The sequence below is a fragment of the Aeromicrobium sp. A1-2 genome, from assembly GCF_003443875.1.
GTDB lineage: Bacteria > Actinomycetota > Actinomycetes > Propionibacteriales > Nocardioidaceae > Aeromicrobium.
Window position 1 is genome coordinate 2,851,116 of sequence record NZ_CP027482.1, and the last position, 15,762, is coordinate 2,866,877.

At 68.4% G+C, this 15,762-nt stretch carries 15 protein-coding genes and 1 tRNA gene; 6 read left to right on the forward strand and 10 right to left on the reverse strand.

Translation table 11 applies throughout. From position 1 onward, the window contains the following. Window positions 1-31 precede the first annotated feature (31 nt). From C6I20_RS17645 to C6I20_RS14020, 3 genes are read left to right on the forward strand one after another with little or no spacing between them, the layout of a single operon-like run. The gene (locus C6I20_RS17645) at window positions 32-370 is read left to right on the forward strand and encodes a hypothetical protein (RefSeq protein ID WP_254052146.1); all 339 of its coding nucleotides are present in this window, start codon (window positions 32-34) and stop codon (window positions 368-370) included. Then, window positions 333-875, forward strand: coding sequence for a dimethylarginine dimethylaminohydrolase family protein (locus tag C6I20_RS17650; RefSeq protein ID WP_254052147.1), 543 nt, complete (start codon window positions 333-335; stop codon window positions 873-875). The genes C6I20_RS17645 and C6I20_RS17650 overlap by 38 nt, the downstream gene beginning before the upstream one ends. Next, on the forward strand, window positions 872-1,915 hold the full coding sequence (locus C6I20_RS14020) for an ornithine cyclodeaminase (RefSeq protein WP_118396895.1): 1,044 nt from the start codon (window positions 872-874) through the stop codon (window positions 1,913-1,915). Before C6I20_RS17650 ends, C6I20_RS14020 begins: the two co-directional genes overlap by 4 nt. 94 nt (window positions 1,916-2,009) lie before the next feature. Here the strand turns inward: C6I20_RS14020 and C6I20_RS14025 are convergent. Then, window positions 2,010-2,085, reverse strand: a tRNA-Thr gene (locus tag C6I20_RS14025). A 96-nt stretch (window positions 2,086-2,181) separates the two neighbouring features. Here C6I20_RS14025 and C6I20_RS14030 point away from each other — a divergent pair. Continuing rightward, a complete protein-coding gene (locus C6I20_RS14030; protein WP_216822898.1) occupies window positions 2,182-2,469 on the forward strand; it encodes a chorismate mutase in 288 nt (95 codons plus the stop codon). 3 nt (window positions 2,470-2,472) lie between these two features. Here the strand turns inward: C6I20_RS14030 and C6I20_RS14035 are convergent, their stop codons facing one another. The 6 genes from C6I20_RS14035 to topA are packed head-to-tail and all read right to left on the reverse strand — an operon-like array spanning window position 2,473 to window position 10,189. After that, on the reverse strand, window positions 2,473-3,993 hold the full coding sequence (locus C6I20_RS14035) for an alpha/beta hydrolase (RefSeq protein WP_118396920.1): 1,521 nt from the start codon (window positions 3,991-3,993) through the stop codon (window positions 2,473-2,475). Next, the gene (locus C6I20_RS14040) at window positions 3,990-5,132 is read right to left on the reverse strand and encodes a DNA polymerase III subunit delta' (protein WP_118396923.1); all 1,143 of its coding nucleotides are present in this window, start codon (window positions 5,130-5,132) and stop codon (window positions 3,990-3,992) included. The genes C6I20_RS14035 and C6I20_RS14040 overlap by 4 nt, the downstream gene beginning before the upstream one ends. Then, window positions 5,129-5,767 carry a dTMP kinase gene (tmk, locus tag C6I20_RS14045; protein WP_118396926.1) on the reverse strand — a complete coding sequence of 213 codons (639 nt, stop codon included), beginning with the start codon at window positions 5,765-5,767 and terminating at the stop codon, window positions 5,129-5,131. Before tmk ends, C6I20_RS14040 begins: the two co-directional genes overlap by 4 nt. A 9-nt stretch (window positions 5,768-5,776) precedes the next feature. Further along, entirely contained in the window at window positions 5,777-6,187 is a 411-nt protein-coding gene (locus C6I20_RS14050) for an MmcQ/YjbR family DNA-binding protein (protein WP_118396929.1), read from the reverse strand. A 9-nt stretch (window positions 6,188-6,196) separates the two neighbouring features. After that, window positions 6,197-7,372 carry a low temperature requirement protein A gene (locus tag C6I20_RS14055; protein ID WP_118396932.1) on the reverse strand — a complete coding sequence of 392 codons (1,176 nt, stop codon included), beginning with the start codon at window positions 7,370-7,372 and terminating at the stop codon, window positions 6,197-6,199. Window positions 7,373-7,402: 30 nt separating this feature from the next. Then, on the reverse strand, window positions 7,403-10,189 hold the full coding sequence (gene topA / locus C6I20_RS14060) for a type I DNA topoisomerase (RefSeq protein WP_118396935.1): 2,787 nt from the start codon (window positions 10,187-10,189) through the stop codon (window positions 7,403-7,405). Between the two features lie 66 nt (window positions 10,190-10,255). Here topA and C6I20_RS14065 point away from each other — a divergent pair, with 66 nt between their 5' ends. Next, entirely contained in the window at window positions 10,256-11,473 is a 1,218-nt protein-coding gene (locus C6I20_RS14065) for an MFS transporter (RefSeq protein WP_162891337.1), read from the forward strand. Between the two features lie 10 nt (window positions 11,474-11,483). Next, window positions 11,484-11,978 (forward strand): GNAT family N-acetyltransferase, encoded by a 495-nt coding sequence (locus C6I20_RS14070; protein WP_118396941.1) that lies wholly within the window; start codon window positions 11,484-11,486, stop codon window positions 11,976-11,978. A gap of 1 nt (window position 11,979) precedes the next feature. Here C6I20_RS14070 and C6I20_RS14075 read toward each other — a convergent pair whose 3' ends face one another. From C6I20_RS14075 to C6I20_RS14085, 3 genes are all read right to left on the reverse strand, one after another. After that, entirely contained in the window at window positions 11,980-12,870 is an 891-nt protein-coding gene (locus tag C6I20_RS14075; protein ID WP_118396944.1) for a maleylpyruvate isomerase N-terminal domain-containing protein, read from the reverse strand. Between the two features lie 46 nt (window positions 12,871-12,916). Continuing rightward, window positions 12,917-14,026, reverse strand: coding sequence for an ice-binding family protein (locus C6I20_RS14080; RefSeq protein WP_118396948.1), 1,110 nt, complete (start codon window positions 14,024-14,026; stop codon window positions 12,917-12,919). Window positions 14,027-14,225: 199 nt separating this feature from the next. Further along, entirely contained in the window at window positions 14,226-15,692 is a 1,467-nt protein-coding gene (locus C6I20_RS14085) for a methyltransferase (RefSeq protein ID WP_118396951.1), read from the reverse strand. Window positions 15,693-15,762 lie beyond the last annotated feature (70 nt).

Genomic DNA, 15,762 nt, shown 5'->3' on the forward strand with positions numbered 1-15,762 from the left:
TCGTGGCATCCCACCTTCCTCAGGAGCGTAGATGACCACGACCAGCCTTGCCACCGACGTCCGTACGGAGCGACTGGCCACGCCGCAGCACTATCTGATGTGTCGGCCCGAGCACTTCGCCGTGACGTACGCGATCAACCCCTGGATGGACCCGAGCACGCCGGTGGATGCGGGCCGCGCGATCGCGCAGTGGGATGCCCTGCGCAGCACGTACGAACGCCTGGGTCACCGCGTCGACGTCATCGAGCCCGCGGCGGGGCTGCCCGACATGGTCTTCGCCGCCAACGGTGGGATCGTCATCGATGGCAGGGCCATGGCCGCGCGGTTCACCCATGCCGAGCGCCCAGGCCGAAGGTGCCCTCTATCGTGACTGGTTCGACGCCGCCGGCATGAGCCCCGCGATCCAGGCCATCGAGCTGAACGAGGGCGAGGGCGACTTCCTGACGATCGGTGACATGATCCTGGCCGGCACCGGATTCCGTACCTCGTTGACCGCCCACCGTGAGGTCGCCGAGTTCTTCGGCCGCGAGGTCATCTCGCTGACGCTGGTCGACCCGCGCTTCTACCACCTCGACACGGCTCTGACGGTGCTCGACGAGAACACCATCGCGTACTTCCCCGACGCGTTCAGCGCTGCGAGCCAGGAGCAGCTGCACGATCTGTTCCCCGACGCCGTGATCGCGACCCAGACCGACGCCGAGGCATTCGGGCTCAACGCGATGTCGGACGGTCTGCACGTCGTGCTGTCGGCCACGGCGGTCGACCTGCACGCGACGCTGCGCGACCGTGGCTTCGAGCCGATCGGCGTCGACACCTCCGAGCTGATCAAGGCCGGCGGGTCCGCCAAGTGCTGCACGCTGGAGCTGCGCTCATGAGCGCCGTGCCCTTCGTCGATGTCGACGCCATGGCGCGCTGGATCCGCACCACCGGACCTGAGCAGATCATCGCCGGCATCGCTGCGACCATCGAGTCGGACTTTCGACGGTGGCCCGCCTTCGACAAGACACCCCGTGTCGCGGCCCACTCGCCCGAGGGTGTCATCGAGCTCATGCCGGCCAGCGACGGCGAGACGTACGCCTTCAAGTTCGTCAACGGCCATCCGCTGAATCCCAGCCGCGGACGTCAGACCGTGACAGCCTTCGGCGTCGTCGCCGACGTCGCCACCGGCTATCCGGTGTTCGTGGCCGAGATGACGTTGCTGACCGCGCTGCGTACCGCCGCGACCTCCGCTCTGGTGGCGCGCTGGTTGGCACGGCCGGACTCGCAAACCATGGCGATGATCGGGACCGGATCGCAGGCCGAGTTCCAGGCGCTGGGATTCCGCGCCCTGCTCGGCATCGATTCACTCCGCGTGTGGGACACCGATCCCGCGGCCATGGCCAAGTTCGTGCGCAACGTGGAGCCGCTCGGCTTCACGGTGCACGTCGCGGCGAGCGCCGCCGAGGCCGTGCAGGGCGCCGACATCATCACGACCTGCACGGCAGACAAGACGTACGCCACGGTGCTGACCGACTCGATGGTCGGTGCCGGCGTGCACGTCAATGCGATCGGCGGCGACTGCCCCGGCAAGACCGAGCTCGAGGCCGCGATCCTGGAGCGCTCGACGGTGTTCGTGGAATATCCCGAGCAGACCCGCATCGAGGGCGAGATCCAACAGATGCCAGCCGACTTCGCCGTGACCGAGCTGTGGGAGGTCGTGTCGGGACTGGCCGACGGACGCACCTCCGACACGCAGATCACGGTGTTCGACTCGGTCGGGTTCGCCATCGAGGACTTCTCGGCGCTGCAGTTCATCCGGGCATCGGTGGCCGGGTCTGACTACGAGACGCCGCTCGACCTGATCGCCGATCCGTCCGACCCGAAGGATCTGTTCGGACTCGTGGTCCCTGTCGTGCAGCTCCAGTCCACTCATTGACCCGCTGGGTGCGGCTTGGCGAGAACTGCCCCGAAGCACGAAAGGCTTCAGCCGATGGCGCTTGTCGCCGATCAACCGAAGCCTGGGGTTTTCGTGGAGCCGCTTGTCAGAATCGAACTGACGACCTTTTCATTACGAGTGAAACGCTCTACCAACTGAGCTAAAGCGGCCGAGGTCCAGCGAGGATCGCCCGCCGAACCGATCACTGAGTCTACCGGGTGATCGCGCCGACACCACATCGGCCTCTCCCCCGTAGAATCGCTCACGTGACTGACGCGACGAAGGCCGAGCTCGAAGAGATCCGGGCGAGCATCGACAACATCGATGCTGCCCTGATCCATGTCCTGGCAGAACGCTTCAAGTACACCAAACGGGTCGGCCGGCTCAAGGCCGCGCACGACCTCCCACCCGCCGATCCCGATCGTGAGGCGCGCCAGATCAAGCGCCTTCGGGCACTGGCGATCGAGGCCGACCTCGACCCTGCCTTTGCGGAGAAGTTCCTCAACTTCATCATCGACGAAGTCATCCACCACCACGAGGCCGTGCGTCACTAGCCGCTACTTGCAGGTCAACCCGTCCTCAGGCACGGTGCCGTCGGTGAAGAAGGTGTCGACGGCCGACGTGATGCAGGCGTTGCCGGAGTTGTAGGCCGTGTGGCCGTCGCCGAAACGGGTCACGAGCACACCCGACGACAGCTGGGACGCCAGCGACTTCGCCCACTCGTACGGCGTCGCGGGATCTCGGGTCGTGCCGATCACGACGATCGGAGGCGCGCCCTCCGCGCTGATCTTCGGCAACGGGTTGGTTGACTTGATCGGCCAGTCGGTGCACCCGAGGCCCCCCCAGGCCAAGGACCGCCCGAACACCGGCGAGACCTCCTCGAACCGCGGGATCAGGGCCTCGGTCTGCGCCTGGGTCAGCCGATCGGGCGCGTCGAGGCAGTTGACCGCATAGATGACCTGGCCGAGGTTGCCGCTGTAGCTGCCCTTGCTGTCGCGCATGAAGTAGGCATCCGAGAGCGTCAGCAGGATGCTGCCGTCGCCCGCGAACGCCGCAGTCAGGGCCTGGGTGAGATAGGGCCACGTCTCCTGGTCGTACAGGGTCACGGCGATGCCGTAGAACGCCTGGCCCTCGGTCAGCACGCGGGAGCCACTCGTCTTCATGGGCCTCTGGTCGAGCTGGGCGAGCAGGTCGGCGATCCGGTTCAGCCCCGTTTTGGTGTCGGTGCCGATCGGGCAGCCCGCCCGGGCCACACAGTCCCTGGCGTACGAGTTGATCGCCCGCTGGAAGCCCGTCGTCTGACCCAGCGCGGAGTCGGCGGCACTCAGCGCAGGATCGACCGCGCCGTCCAGGACCATCCGTCCGACCTTCTTGGGAAACAGCTGCGCGTAGACCGCGCCGAGCTCAGTGCCGTAGGACGCCCCGAACCAGTCGAGCTGCGACCTGCCCAGCAGGGCTCGCACGACATCCATGTCCTTGGCGACCTCGACCGTCGACACGTGCGCGGCGAGCTCGCCGGAGTTCTTCGAGCAGGCCGTGCCGAGATCCGTGACACTCTGCCGCAGGGCCGCGACCTCGCTCGCGTCGTCGGGATCGGGATCCACCGCGGTGAAGGAGTCGAACGCCTTGTCCGAGAGGCAGGTCAGCGGCGTGCTGCGGCCCACGCCGCGTGGATCGACGCCGACGATGTCGTACATCTTGCGCACATCGGCGCCGAAGCTCGCCGCCATCGACCCGGCGAAGTCGATCGCCGATCCCCCCGGACCGCCCGGGTTGACCAGGATGCTTCGAGTCGCAGCCCCGCCGGTTGCGGGGTGCACCACAGCGCGCAGACGGGTCGTCTCACCGTCGGGCTTGTCGTAGTCGATCGGCACGGTGATCCACGCGCAGTGCGCGGAGCCGCAGTCCGACCACGAGACGTCCTGCGTGTAGAAGCTTTCGAGCGCCGCCGGGGCCGGGGTGGAGACCGGCTGGGGATCGGTCCAGCCGTCACGGGTCACGACGGCGGTCGCGACCACGCCCGCGACCACGAGCGCGAGGACTGCGACGACTGCGATCACGGCTCTGGTTCGATTCACCGGCGAAGTCCCATCATCATGCGTTCAAGAGCGAGGAGCGGAGCAGCATTGGCGGTCAGCGACTCACGGCACTCGACAATGGCATCGATCGTGTGGATCGTCGACTCCGGAGTCCACACCCCGGCGATCTCCTCGATGTCGGCGGCGATGTCGGCGTTGACCAGCTCGACCCCGGTGGCGAGCTGGACCGCCAGGACGTCGCGGCAGAACGAGAGCAGGTCGAGCAGAACCCCGTCGATCGAGTCGCGGGCGAGCCGGGTCCGGCGCCGCTTCTGCTCCTTCTCGAGCGTCGACATCGCGCCGGCGTATCCGGCCGGTCGACGTCCGCGCTCCTCGACTCCCCAACCCTGACGCAGGTCCGCGAGCTCACGCTCGTCCGCAGCGTCTGCGACGCCCGCGGCCCGGGACGTCGCTGCGTCGTTGACGGCCTGCGCGGCGGTCATGCAGTCGCCCAGGTCGTGCAACGACATCGGTAGGGACAGGATCGACCGGCGCCGCTCGCGCGCCTGTGGATCGGTCGCCAACCCACGGGCCCGACCGATGTGGCCCTGGGACGCTGCTGCGGCCGCCGCTGCCAGCTGGGGCTCGATGCCGTCACGCTCGACCAGCAGCGTCGCGATCGCGGCCGTGGGCGGGGTGCGCAGGAGCACGGGTCGACAGCGGGACCGGATCGTGATGATGACGTCCTCGACCGCGGGCGCGCACAGCATCCAGATCGTGTGCGGCGACGGTTCCTCGACGGCCTTGAGCAGGGCGTTGGCGGCCTGGTCGGTCAACCGGTCGGCGTCCTCCACGATCAGTACCTGCCAGCGGCCCAGGGCCGGGCGCAGCGCGGACTTGCGGACGTACTCGCGCGCGACGTCGGTGCCGATCGACAGCCCGTCGGTGCGGATCACGGTGATGTCGGGATGGCTGCCGACGCGGGCGGTGGTGCACGAGTGGCACTCGCCGCAGCCGCCGCGCTCACACTGCAACGCCGCCGCAAACGCCCGAGCCGCATTGGAACGGCCCGATCCGGGCGGCCCCGTGAACAGCCACGCGTGGGTCATCGACCGACCGTCGCCGCCGGCCGAGGCGACGGCGGACTGCAGGGTCTGGACGACCGGCTCCTGGCCGACCAGGTCGCTCCAGACAGTCATGACGCCTGGCCCAGCCACGGCTCGATCGCAGCCCGGATGTGTGCATGGATCTCCGCGGGAGTCTCGCCACCCTCGACGACAAGATAATGCGCCGGATCGGCGGCTGCGAGGTCGAGGAAGTGCTGGCGTACGCGTTGGTGGAAGTCCAACGGCTCGGACTCGATGCGGTCCGCACCCTCGAACCGGGCGTGGCCGATCGTGGGGTCGATATCGAGGACGATCGTCAGGTGAGGGCGTAGGGAGGACGTGGCCCAGCGAGCGACGTGCTCGACCTCGGCCGGGTCGAGATGCCGTCCGGCACCTTGATAGGCCAGCGTCGAGTCGACATATCGATCCGTCAGGACAATGGTGCCCTCGGCGAGAGCCGGCAGGATGACCTGGTCTACGTGCTCGGCCTTGTCCGCGGCATAGAGCAGGACCTCGGTGCGGGGAGACAGCTCGCCGGTGTCGTTGTCGAGCACGATCCGACGAAGGATCTTGCCGACCTCGGTGCCACCGGGCTCGCGGGTCAGCAGGACGCGGTGTCCCAGGCTCTCGAGCCACTCGAGCAGGAGCGCGGCCTGGGTCGACTTGCCTGCGCCCTCGCCGCCCTCCAGCGCAAGGAACACCCCGGTTTCGGTGAAGAGCGGATCCATGGGGCGAGCCTAGTGCGCCGGTCCAGGCCGCTCGACCCGGTCCACGAGCTTGCGGGGCGCCATGACACAGAAGCTGTCGGTCAGGAGCTCTGCCAGCTCGTCCCAGTCGGTGTCCTCGCGGAGCTCCAGACCGACGACGTCGCGTCCCCACCGCGCGACGAAGTAAGGCGGCCCGGCCTGCCGGTGGGCCTCGAGCTCATCGCCCGGCGCTCGGAAGGTCACGACAGTGACCGGCCCATGATCGGCCACGAACCGGGCATAGGCGTCCGGCCTGCCGTCGTCGATCAGCAGCACATGGGCGAACGTCCTGGTGCGGACCCGCCACCGCACGCCGGTCCAGGCGGTCTGCTCATGCGCCTCGGGCAGCGCGAGGCAGATCGCCCGCAGGCGCTCGACGATCTCGCGTGACACATCGGCCATGCGCCCAACCTAGGACGTGGCGCCGACAGTCCGCTCCGATGCGTTCGCGAGCCGTACCTCAGCCACCAGCAGCACCACGATGATCAGCCCCACCCACAGCTCGGTGTACGGCACGAACGTCACGGCGACAAGAGCGACCACTGCCGAGCCGAACGGCGCCAAGGTACGCCAGGAGGAGTCGTGCAGCCGGATGCTGACGAACCACAGCGCCGAGAGGAAGACGACCCCCGGGCCGGTCACAAAAGTGGCACTGACGACATCGGAGACCTCGGCATGGTCGGTGTAGTAGTCGACCCTGGCCGCGAGTCCTGCGCCGACCGCGGCAGCTGCGCCGAAGATCGCGTAGTGGCCGAAGCCCCACGCGAATCCGATCGAGCTGTTGGTCAGGATCTCCGCGTTGTCGCGGGAGAAGTAGAGCCACCACGCGCAGAACGTGATGAGCACCCCACCCGCGACGACGTACCAGAGCTCGCGAGGCGGGTGCGCCTCGTCGAGCGCGACCTGGATCGCGATCGTCGTCGAAAGCACGGTCTCACCCAGCACGATGATGAAGAACAAGCCGTACCGCTCGGCGATGTGCTGTGGGTGCCAGGGCGTGGCGCCCGCGCGCTCGGCGAGGAGCGGCACGGCGAAGTCGGCCGCCGCCAGCACGAGAAACTCCCAGATCGACAGGTCGCCCTGGGTCAGGAGAAGCGCGCCGACCCAGCAGGTCTGCACCAGGATGAGCCCCCCGGCGTAGCGCAGGGCAGTCCGCCGGCCCTCCGGGTGGCCCGCAGCAGCGCGCAGCCACATCAGCACCAGGCCGACCCGCATGACGACGTAGCCGATCACGACGAGGGTGAAGTCCTGCTCGAACATCCGCGGCACCCCGGCCGCCAGCACCAGCGCGCCGAAGATCTGCAGCAGGGTCAGCGTGCGATTGAGTGTGTCGTCGGGATCGTAGGCGGAGTTGAACCACACGAAGTTGAGCCAGGCGAGGAAGATCGCGAAGAACGTGACCCCGAACCACAGCAGCCCGTGGGCTGGACGACCGACGACGATCTCGTGGTGGAGCGTCAGCGCCCCCTGCGCGATCGCCACGACGTAGCAGAGGTCGGTGAACAGCTCCAGCGGCGACGCAGTCCGGTGACGCTCCTGCGGATCGCGCGGTGAGAGAGGCCGGATCTGCCGGAGCGGGGCAATCATGGCCCGATTCTGGCAGGTCGGCGACGGGGTCTACTGCTCGGCGGGAACCTTTTTTGCCGTCGTCTTCTTCGCGGCCTTCTTGGCTGGCGTCTTCTTGGCGGCTGTCTTCTTGGCGGCAACCTTCTTGGCTGGCGTCTTCTTGGCCGTCTTCTTCGTGGCAGTCTTCTTCGTGGCCTTCTTGGCGGTCTTCTTGCCGCCCTTCTTGGCCGGTCCCTTGGCGCGCCGCTCGGCGAGAAGCTCGAAGGCGCGTTCGGGCGTGATCGTCTCGATCGAGTCGTCCTTGCGCAGGGTGGCGTTGTACTCGCCGTCGGTCACGTACGCGCCGAATCGGCCGTCCTTGGCCACGACGGGGCTGCCGCTGACCGGGTCAGCGCCGAACTCCTTGAGCGGAGCCGCTGCGGCCCGACGACCGTAGGTCTTGGGCTGCGCGTAGATCGCCCGGACCTCCTCCTCGGTGATCGTCAGGAGCTGCTCCTCGCGGTCCAGCGAGCGTGAGTCCGTGCCCTTCTTGAGGTAGGGGCCGTAGCGACCGTTCTGCGCCGTGACCTCGACATCGTCCTCGACGTAGACCACGCGCGGCAGGGTCAACAGCTGCACGGCCTGCTCGAGCGTGATGGTGTCGAGGTCCATGTCCTTGAACAGGCTCGCGGTACGCGGCTTGTCGGCCTTCTTGGCCGTCTCGGGCAGCGCCTCGGTGACGTACGGGCCGAACCGGCCGCTCTTGGCGACGATCGCGAGACCCGTCTCGGGGTGTGAGCCGAGCTCCTTCTCGACGCCGGACGGCGAGGCGAGCAGCTCCTTGGCCTTGGCGAGGTTCAGCTCGTCGGGGGGCAGGTCGTCCGGCACGTTGGCACGCGTCGGGATCCTTTTGCCCTCGGCGTCCTCGGTGAACGGAGGCCCCTCGACGTACGGACCGTAGCGGCCGACCCGCACGTCGATGTCCTCGCCGAGCGGGAACGTTGCGAGCCCTCGGGCGTCGATGTCGGGCAGGTTCTCAACCAGGCGCTTGAGGCCCGTGTTGCCCTCACCCTCACCGGTCCAGAAGTCGGTCAGGACCTTGAGCCGGTCCTCGCGGCCGCCGGCCACCTCGTCGAGCACGTCCTCGAGCTCGGCGGTGAAGGAGTACTCGATGAGCCGGCCGAAGTGCTGCTCAAGCAGACGGATGACCGAGAAGGCGATCCACGCCGGGACGAGCGCGGTCCCCTTCTTGTAGACGTAGCCGCGGTTCTGGATCGTGCCGACGATCGACGCGTACGTCGAGGGGCGTCCGATCTCGCGGGTCTCGAGCTCGCTGATCAGGCTGGCCTCGGTGAATCGCGAGGGCGGCTTGGTCTCGTGCCCGGCCTTGCCGAGCTCGGCGGCCGTGACGGTCTGCCCCTCGGACAGGTTGGGCAGCTTGGTCTGCTGGTCGTCGCCCTGGGTGTCGGAGTCGTCGTGCGACTCGACGTAGGCCTTGAGGAATCCGTAGAACGTGATGGTGCGTCCGGAGCTCGAGAACAGGACGTCCTCGCCGGTCGTGGCCGTCGCGCCAACGCGTACCGACACCGAGTTGCCCTTGGCGTCCTTCATCTGGGAGGCGATCGTGCGCTTCCAGATCAGCTCGTAGAGGCGGAGCTCGTCGCCGGACAGTCCGGTCTGCTGCGGAGTCTGGAAACGCTCGCCGGCCGGGCGGATCGCCTCGTGGGCCTCCTGCGCGTTCTTGACCTTGCTGGCGTAGACGCGAGGGGCGTCGGGCAGGTAGTCGGCACCGTAGAGCTCGGTGACCTGTGCCCGCGCACCGTTGAGCGCGGTCTGTGACAACGTCGTGGAGTCAGTACGCATATAGGTGATGTGGCCACCCTCGTACAGTCGCTGGGCGACCTGCATCGTGCGGGCGGCACCGAAGCCGAACTTGCGCGAGGCCTCCTGCTGCATCGTCGTGGTGCGGAACGGCGCGTAGGGCTTGCGGGTGTAGGGCTTCTCCTCGACGGACTTGACCGTGAAGGGCTGGTCGTTGAGGGCATCGGCCAGAGCGCCGGCCTTCGCCTCGTCGAGGTGGACGACCTTGTCGGACGTCAGCGCGCCGGTGTTGTCGAAGTGGCTGCCCGACGCGACCCGCTTGCCGTCGACGCTCGACAGCTTGGCCGGGAACTGGCGTGGGTCGAAGCCCTCGCCGGCGTCGAACGAGGCCTCGAGGTCCCAGTAGGAGGCGACGTGGAACAGCATCCGCTCGCGCTCGCGCTCCACGACCAGGCGGGTAGCGACGGACTGCACCCGGCCCGCGGACAGGCCACTCATGACCTTCTTCCACAGCACGGGGCTGACCTCGTAGCCGTAGAGCCGGTCGAGGATGCGACGAGTCTCCTGCGCGTCGACCAGGTCCATGTCGACGTCGCGGGGGTGCGCAATCGCGTACTGGATTGCTTCCTTGGTGATCTCGTTGAAGACGATGCGCTTGACCGGCACCTTGGGCTTGAGCTCGTCGAGGAGGTGCCACGCGATGGCTTCTCCCTCGCGGTCCTCATCTGTCGCCAGGACGAGCTCGTCGGCGTCCTTGAGCAGCTTTTTGAGCTTGGTCATCTGCGACTTCTTGTCGGCCGAGACGACGTAGATCGGCTCGAACTCGCTGTCGACGTTGACGCCCAGGCGGGCCCAGGTCTCACCCTTGAACGCGGCCGGGACCTCGTCCGCGCCACGTGGGAGGTCACGGATGTGACCGACCGAGGAGTCCACGACATAGCCGTCCCCGAGGTAGCCCGCGATGCTGCGGACCTTGTTGGGTGACTCGACGATGACAAGGCTGGTCAAGGAAACTCCTGTGGTGGGTAGGCGTGCCATACGCTAACGCGTGGTGTCAAGGGATCGCGCACCGCAGGGTGTCAGATCACGGTGTCAGAATGTCCTGTGGCCTTTTCGGGATACGCGGAGCTGTGGGCGAACAAGCCGGTACGGGCGCTCTACGCGGCGGCGTTCTTCGCCCGCATCCCAGCCCTGGCGGCTCCCCTGGTCTTCACGCTCTACGTCGTCGGCGAGCTCGAAGGGACCTACGCCCAGGCCGGCTTCGTGGCCGCCTCGACGACCGTCGGTGCCGCGATCGGGATGCCGTGGCGCGGGCGCCTCATCGACCGCATCGGCATGCGGCGGACGATCCTCCCGTCGATCATCGGGGTGGGCGTCCTCTATCCACTGGCGACGATCGCGACGTACGCATGGCTGATCCCGGTGTCGTTCCTGATGGGCGTCTTCCTGATCCCGATCTTCTCGATCGTGCGGCTGTCCCTCAGTGTCATGGTCGAGGAGCGGCAACGCCGCACGGCGTTCGCTGCCGACAGCGTCATGGCCGAGGCGAGCTTCATCATCGGCCCGGCGGTGGGGGTGCTGCTCGTGACCCAGGCCGGCGCGGCCACGGCGCTCTACGCGATCGGCGCCTCGGAGGTCATCGCCGGACTGATCTTCATGCGCCTCAACCCGCCGACCCGGTCGAAGCCCGTCGCCGATGTGCCGCCGACCGAGGCGCCCGCGGTGAAGACGTCCTTCATGTCCGTGCCACTGGTCTTCCTCTTCCTGATCTCCGGCGGCACGATGGCGAGCCTGATCGGCACCGACCTCGGCATCGTCGCCGAGCTCCGCGAGCTCGACCAGGTCAAGGTCATCGGCCTGACCTACGGCCTGTGGGGGGTGTCGTCGCTGCTCGGCGGCCTGCTCTACGGCTCGCTCGACCGCTCGATCCGTCCGACCTACCTCCTGCTCGCCCTCGGCCTGACCACGATCCCGGTCGGGCTCGGCAATCACGCCTGGTCCCTGTCCTTGTGGGTCATCCCGACCGGCTTCCTGTGTGCCCCGACGATGACGGCGGCGGCGGAGTGGATCGCCAAGCTGGTTCCGGAGGAACGTCGGGGTGAGGCCATGGGCTGGCAGGGCACGGCCTTCACGGTGGGCGGCGCAGCCAGCTCACCCGTCATCGGCGCTGCGATCGATGGGGTCGGTGCATGGGGCGGCTTCGTCGTGGGAGGCTCGATCGCCACCGGCATCGCGCTGGCCTGCTGGATCGGCCAGCTGATCCCAGCCTTCCGGCCCGAGCGCCACGCCATGGTCGACCCACCCAGAAGCAACACGACATGAAGGAGATTCCATGATCGTCCGCGCCGCCGAGCAGGGCGACCTGGCCGCGATCCTCGAGATCCACAACGATGCGATCCGCGCGACGACGGCGATCTGGGACGAGGTCGAGGTCGGCATCGAGGAGCGGGAGCAGTGGTTCCGCTCACGCTGCGACGCCGGCCTGCCGGTGCTGGTCGCCGACGTCGGCGGCGTCGTGACGGGCTACGCCTCGTACGGGCCGTGGCGGGTCAAGAGCGGCTACCGGTTCACGGTCGAGAACTCGGTCTACGTCCACCCCGACCACCAAGGCCATGGTGCGGCGAGTGCACTGATGTCCGCCCTGATCCAGCATGCCCGGGCCGGCAACGTGCACGCGATGGTGGCTGGCATCGAGGCGTCCAACACCGTCTCGATCGCGTTGCACGAGAAGTACGGCTTCGTCCGGGTCGCGCTGCTGCCGGAGGTCGGCTTCAAGTTCGGCCGCTGGCTCGACCTGGCCTACCTCCAGCTCCAGCTCACGACCTGAGTCACCGCAGCCGACCGAGGAGCGAACCCACGCCGCCGAGACTCTTGGCGGCAAAGGCCAGGCTCTTTCCTCCTGGCAGTCCCGGCACTGAGTCGAGGACCGGCGTCAGCGCCATCAACCCACCCACGTGGGCGACTTTGAGCCGGCGCCGTGCGACGAGCCGCACCGGGTCCTGGCGTCCCGACGACGCCTCCAGCAGATCGGTCGCACTGCCCGAGACCCTGGGGCCACTGGGGTCGCCGACCACCTGCTCCGTCGTCCACCCGCTGTCCGCCATGGAGGTGAAGCTCCACGCCGCCTCGTCTGCGATGACACCGACGGTCGCCTCCGCGCTGCTGCGCGCCGCGAGGCACCCCGTGGAGTCAGCGAGGGCAGCAATGCCGTGTCCCAGCAGCGCCGGGTCGACCTCCCCCTCCATCGCGTCGGCGATGTCCAGGGCGTGCAACGCCAGCTCGTAGCAGCCGGCATGCATCACGGTCAGGAGCGGCATCGCGCCCGTCACGCCGACAACCAGCTCCGTGCCGCGTTGCCTCGCGACATCGGAATCCAGCAGAGCGACCGCGGCATCCCGTGATCCACGCAGCGCATCCCGCACGTCGTCGTCGCTCGCGCCGCCGTGCGCATCGATGAGCGCGGCATTGAGGGAGTCCGGGTCGGTGTGTGGCGCCGTCTCGTCGGCGCCGAGCGTCTCGACCACCTCAGTCATCGCCGAGCGCCCGTCCCACGTGCCCAGGTGTACGACGATGTCGCGCACGGTCCAGCCGTCGAGCCGTGTCCTCGCCGACAGGTCCACGCTCTCCACCTGGGTGAGGAAGGCATCCCAGCTGTCTCGCACGACACCTGACAGGTCGTAGTCACCATGATCGATCAGGCCCTGCGGTGTCGACGTCATGCTCCGAGCATCCCGGTTCTTGGCTGACGCCGCATCCGGAACCCCGTCAGTCGGGCAAGCGGTGTCGGCCCACCAGGACTCGGGGGCGTCCCGCCGCGACCAGCGCCAACCCCGCGAGCAGGAGCAGCACCCCGAGCCACTGCGCGCTACGGACGTTGCTGCCCAGGCCCGTGTCGGGCAGGCCCGTGGCAGCCACGCTGCCGCTCGGCTCACTGAGCCCGCTGCCGCCACCGCTCGAGCCGTCCGAGCCGGTCGAGCCGCCGTTGCCGCCGCCAGCCCCGTTCGACCCTCCGGAGCCCGACCCGCCGCCGCCGGCACTCCCGCCGCTGCCGCCGCTACCGCCCGTCCCGCCACCGGCACCACCCGCGTCGTCATCGTCATCGTCGCCGTCCGGGGGCGACGTGCCGCACTTCTTGGTCGTGAACGTGTTCTTGGCGAGGGTGATGGCGGAGCCGGCGAGCGCCCGTCCCTCGACTTCGGAGTCCGCGCCGACCGTAATGGCGGCCGCCGCCAGGATCGTCCCGACGAAGTCCGAGGACGCCCCGACCGTCGCGGCGCTCCCGACCTGCCAGAACACGTTGCATGCCTGAGCGCTGTTGATCAGCCGCACCGAGGTCCGTGCGCCGAAGTTGAGCGCAGAGCCGACCTGGAAGATGAACACCGCATCTGGATCGTCCTCGGCATCCAGCGTCACGATCCCGTCGGCACTCACGTCGAGCGCCGCGGCCGCCGCGTACACGCCGGACTGGAAGGTCTGGCCGGCCTGATCACCCAGGATGGTTGCGGTGAAGATGCGATTCTTGGCGTCCGTGAACGCCGCATCGGCTGCATGACGCGCCTCAACGGCCGCCGTGGTGTTGATCTCCTTGCTGCCGTTCGTGACCCCCGGCGGGAATCCGGTGATCGCTGTCCCGGGACTGACCCCAAGATCTCCGCCCAGGACGCTCTCGAGCGTGTTGGTGATCTCCGATCCGGCCAGGACCGAGAATGTCCCGGCCACGCCCAGATCCACAGGAAGCGGAGGTACTGCCGCGCGCGCCGGTGACGCGCTGGTCACGGCTATCGCGGCGATCAGCATGCCGGCCGCCGTCAGGCCCCCGACTATTCCGAAGCTTCGGGTCGACGGCTCGGTCAGGGTACGGCGTGAGAGCGCCATCAGGGGGGCCTTCCCCCATGGCCGGGCCACTGATTCCTCCCGTGATGAAACCTCGGAGGATCGGCAGTCAGGTGCGGGGATCGCGGTGCTCGGAAACGGGACCGCGCTGTAGATGGTCAGTCAGCCAGCGAAGCTGTGAAACTCCTCAGAGCGTAGGTCACACGTCGCGCATACCCGGGTTGAACGCGCCGCAACGCCACTACGTCAAAAAGCCGTCAGCGACGAGCTCGCGGACGGAGGCGGCATACGCGCTCCGCAGCTCGCCCGCGTCTCGCTCGAGCAACGTCGCGAGCGCGTCGAGGATCTGGCCGGCCGTCAAATCGCCGTCGCTCGCGCTGACCAGCCCGGCCTCCACCGTGTCGACCTGCCGGGCACGTCGCACGCCCTGCTGGAGTCGGAAGACGATCGACTCGGGATGCTCGGCGCCCGCAGCTCCGCGCGTCTCCTCCACGACATCGGGCGCATGCCGGAACGCCGTGCTGAGCACCGCGTCGTCGTCGAGTCCGCGCAGCAGCTCCGCGCGTCGACCCCATCCGGCAACCGACGGCCCGATGGGCGGCGCGATCTCGCCGCTCCACTCCTCGATCCGGAGAACAGGTGCAGCCGACGTCTTGCGCAGGCTCAACCAACCGAAGCCGATGGCCTCGATGCGCTCGGCGGCGAACCAGTCGAGCCAGGCGTCGTACCGCTGTACGTAGTCGGGCGCCGCGGCAAGCCCAGCATCAGCCAGCCACATCTCGACGTACGCCGATGGGTCGACCAGCTCCCGCTGGAGGATCCACGCGTCCAGCGGCTGCCCATCAAGCCACTCCCCCAGACCGTCTCTCCAGTCAGTGTCCCCATGGTGGGCCCAGTTGGCCAGGATCTGGCACCAACCGCCGTCGTTGAGGTGGGTCGCAGCGTTCTCGACCAGGTGCCGCACGACGCTGTCACCGGGCATCCCGGAGTCGCGATAGACCAGGACATCGCTGCCGGGAGGTGAGATGACAAATGGCGGGTTCGTCGCGATCAGGTCGAACTTCTGGCCGGCGACCGGTTCGAACAGGCTGCCGTCCCTGACGTCGATGTCCAGCGCGTTGAGCCCGGCGGTAAGCCGGGCCATTGAGAGGGCCCCCGGGTTGACGTCCGTCGCGACGACGCGCTCGGCATGCTGCGTCAGGTGGAGCGCCTGAACTCCGCAGCCCGTGCCGAGGTCGAGAGCCTGGCCCACGGGCTCGCGGACCGTCAGCTGGGCGAGTGACGACGAGGCCTCACTAATCCCGAGGACGTACTCGGGATCCATCGGAGCGGCTCGACCATCCAGGCCCGGGGTCGGATCGCACACGATCCACCAGTCATGGGTCTCGTCGCCGTACGGACGAACGTCCACCAACGCCCGCACCTCACCGCCGGAAGCCTGGAGCATCCCGGCCGCGATCAGGGGCTCGACCAGGCCTGGAAGAGCGGCATCGGCGCGCGCCCGCTCGACCCCGACCTGCAGGGCGAACAGCCGCACCAAGGTGGCCAGATCGCTCCCGCCGTTGGTGGCCCGCCGCGGGGGCACGGTCTGGTTGCGGCCGAGGGCGCGGTGGGCATCCTCGCCCAGCAGGGCGAAGACCGCGTCGACGGTGAAGTCCGCGCGAGTCAGCGCGGCTCGGAGGGCCTGGACGTGCGGGGCGTCGATCACGCCCCCACCTTGTCAGAGTTCGCCGGACGTGCGAACGGCGCAGACCCGGAGGTCTGCGCCGTTCGTGTTC

Coding starts and splice junctions, on each gene's coding strand:
- C6I20_RS17645 (WP_254052146.1), top strand. CDS start 32: ATGACCACGACCAGCCTTGCCACCGACGTCCGTACGGAGCGACTGGCC.
- C6I20_RS17650 (WP_254052147.1), top strand. CDS start 333: ATGCCGAGCGCCCAGGCCGAAGGTGCCCTCTATCGTGACTGGTTCGAC.
- C6I20_RS14020 (WP_118396895.1), top strand. CDS start 872: ATGAGCGCCGTGCCCTTCGTCGATGTCGACGCCATGGCGCGCTGGATC.
- C6I20_RS14040 (WP_118396923.1), bottom strand. CDS start 5,132: ATGACTGTCTGGAGCGACCTGGTCGGCCAGGAGCCGGTCGTCCAGACC.
- tmk (WP_118396926.1), bottom strand. CDS start 5,767: ATGGATCCGCTCTTCACCGAAACCGGGGTGTTCCTTGCGCTGGAGGGC.
- C6I20_RS14050 (WP_118396929.1), bottom strand. CDS start 6,187: ATGGCCGATGTGTCACGCGAGATCGTCGAGCGCCTGCGGGCGATCTGC.
- C6I20_RS14055 (WP_118396932.1), bottom strand. CDS start 7,372: ATGATTGCCCCGCTCCGGCAGATCCGGCCTCTCTCACCGCGCGATCCG.
- topA (WP_118396935.1), bottom strand. CDS start 10,189: ATGGCACGCCTACCCACCACAGGAGTTTCCTTGACCAGCCTTGTCATC.
- C6I20_RS14070 (WP_118396941.1), top strand. CDS start 11,484: ATGATCGTCCGCGCCGCCGAGCAGGGCGACCTGGCCGCGATCCTCGAG.
- C6I20_RS14075 (WP_118396944.1), bottom strand. CDS start 12,870: ATGACGTCGACACCGCAGGGCCTGATCGATCATGGTGACTACGACCTG.
- C6I20_RS14080 (WP_118396948.1), bottom strand. CDS start 14,026: ATGGCGCTCTCACGCCGTACCCTGACCGAGCCGTCGACCCGAAGCTTC.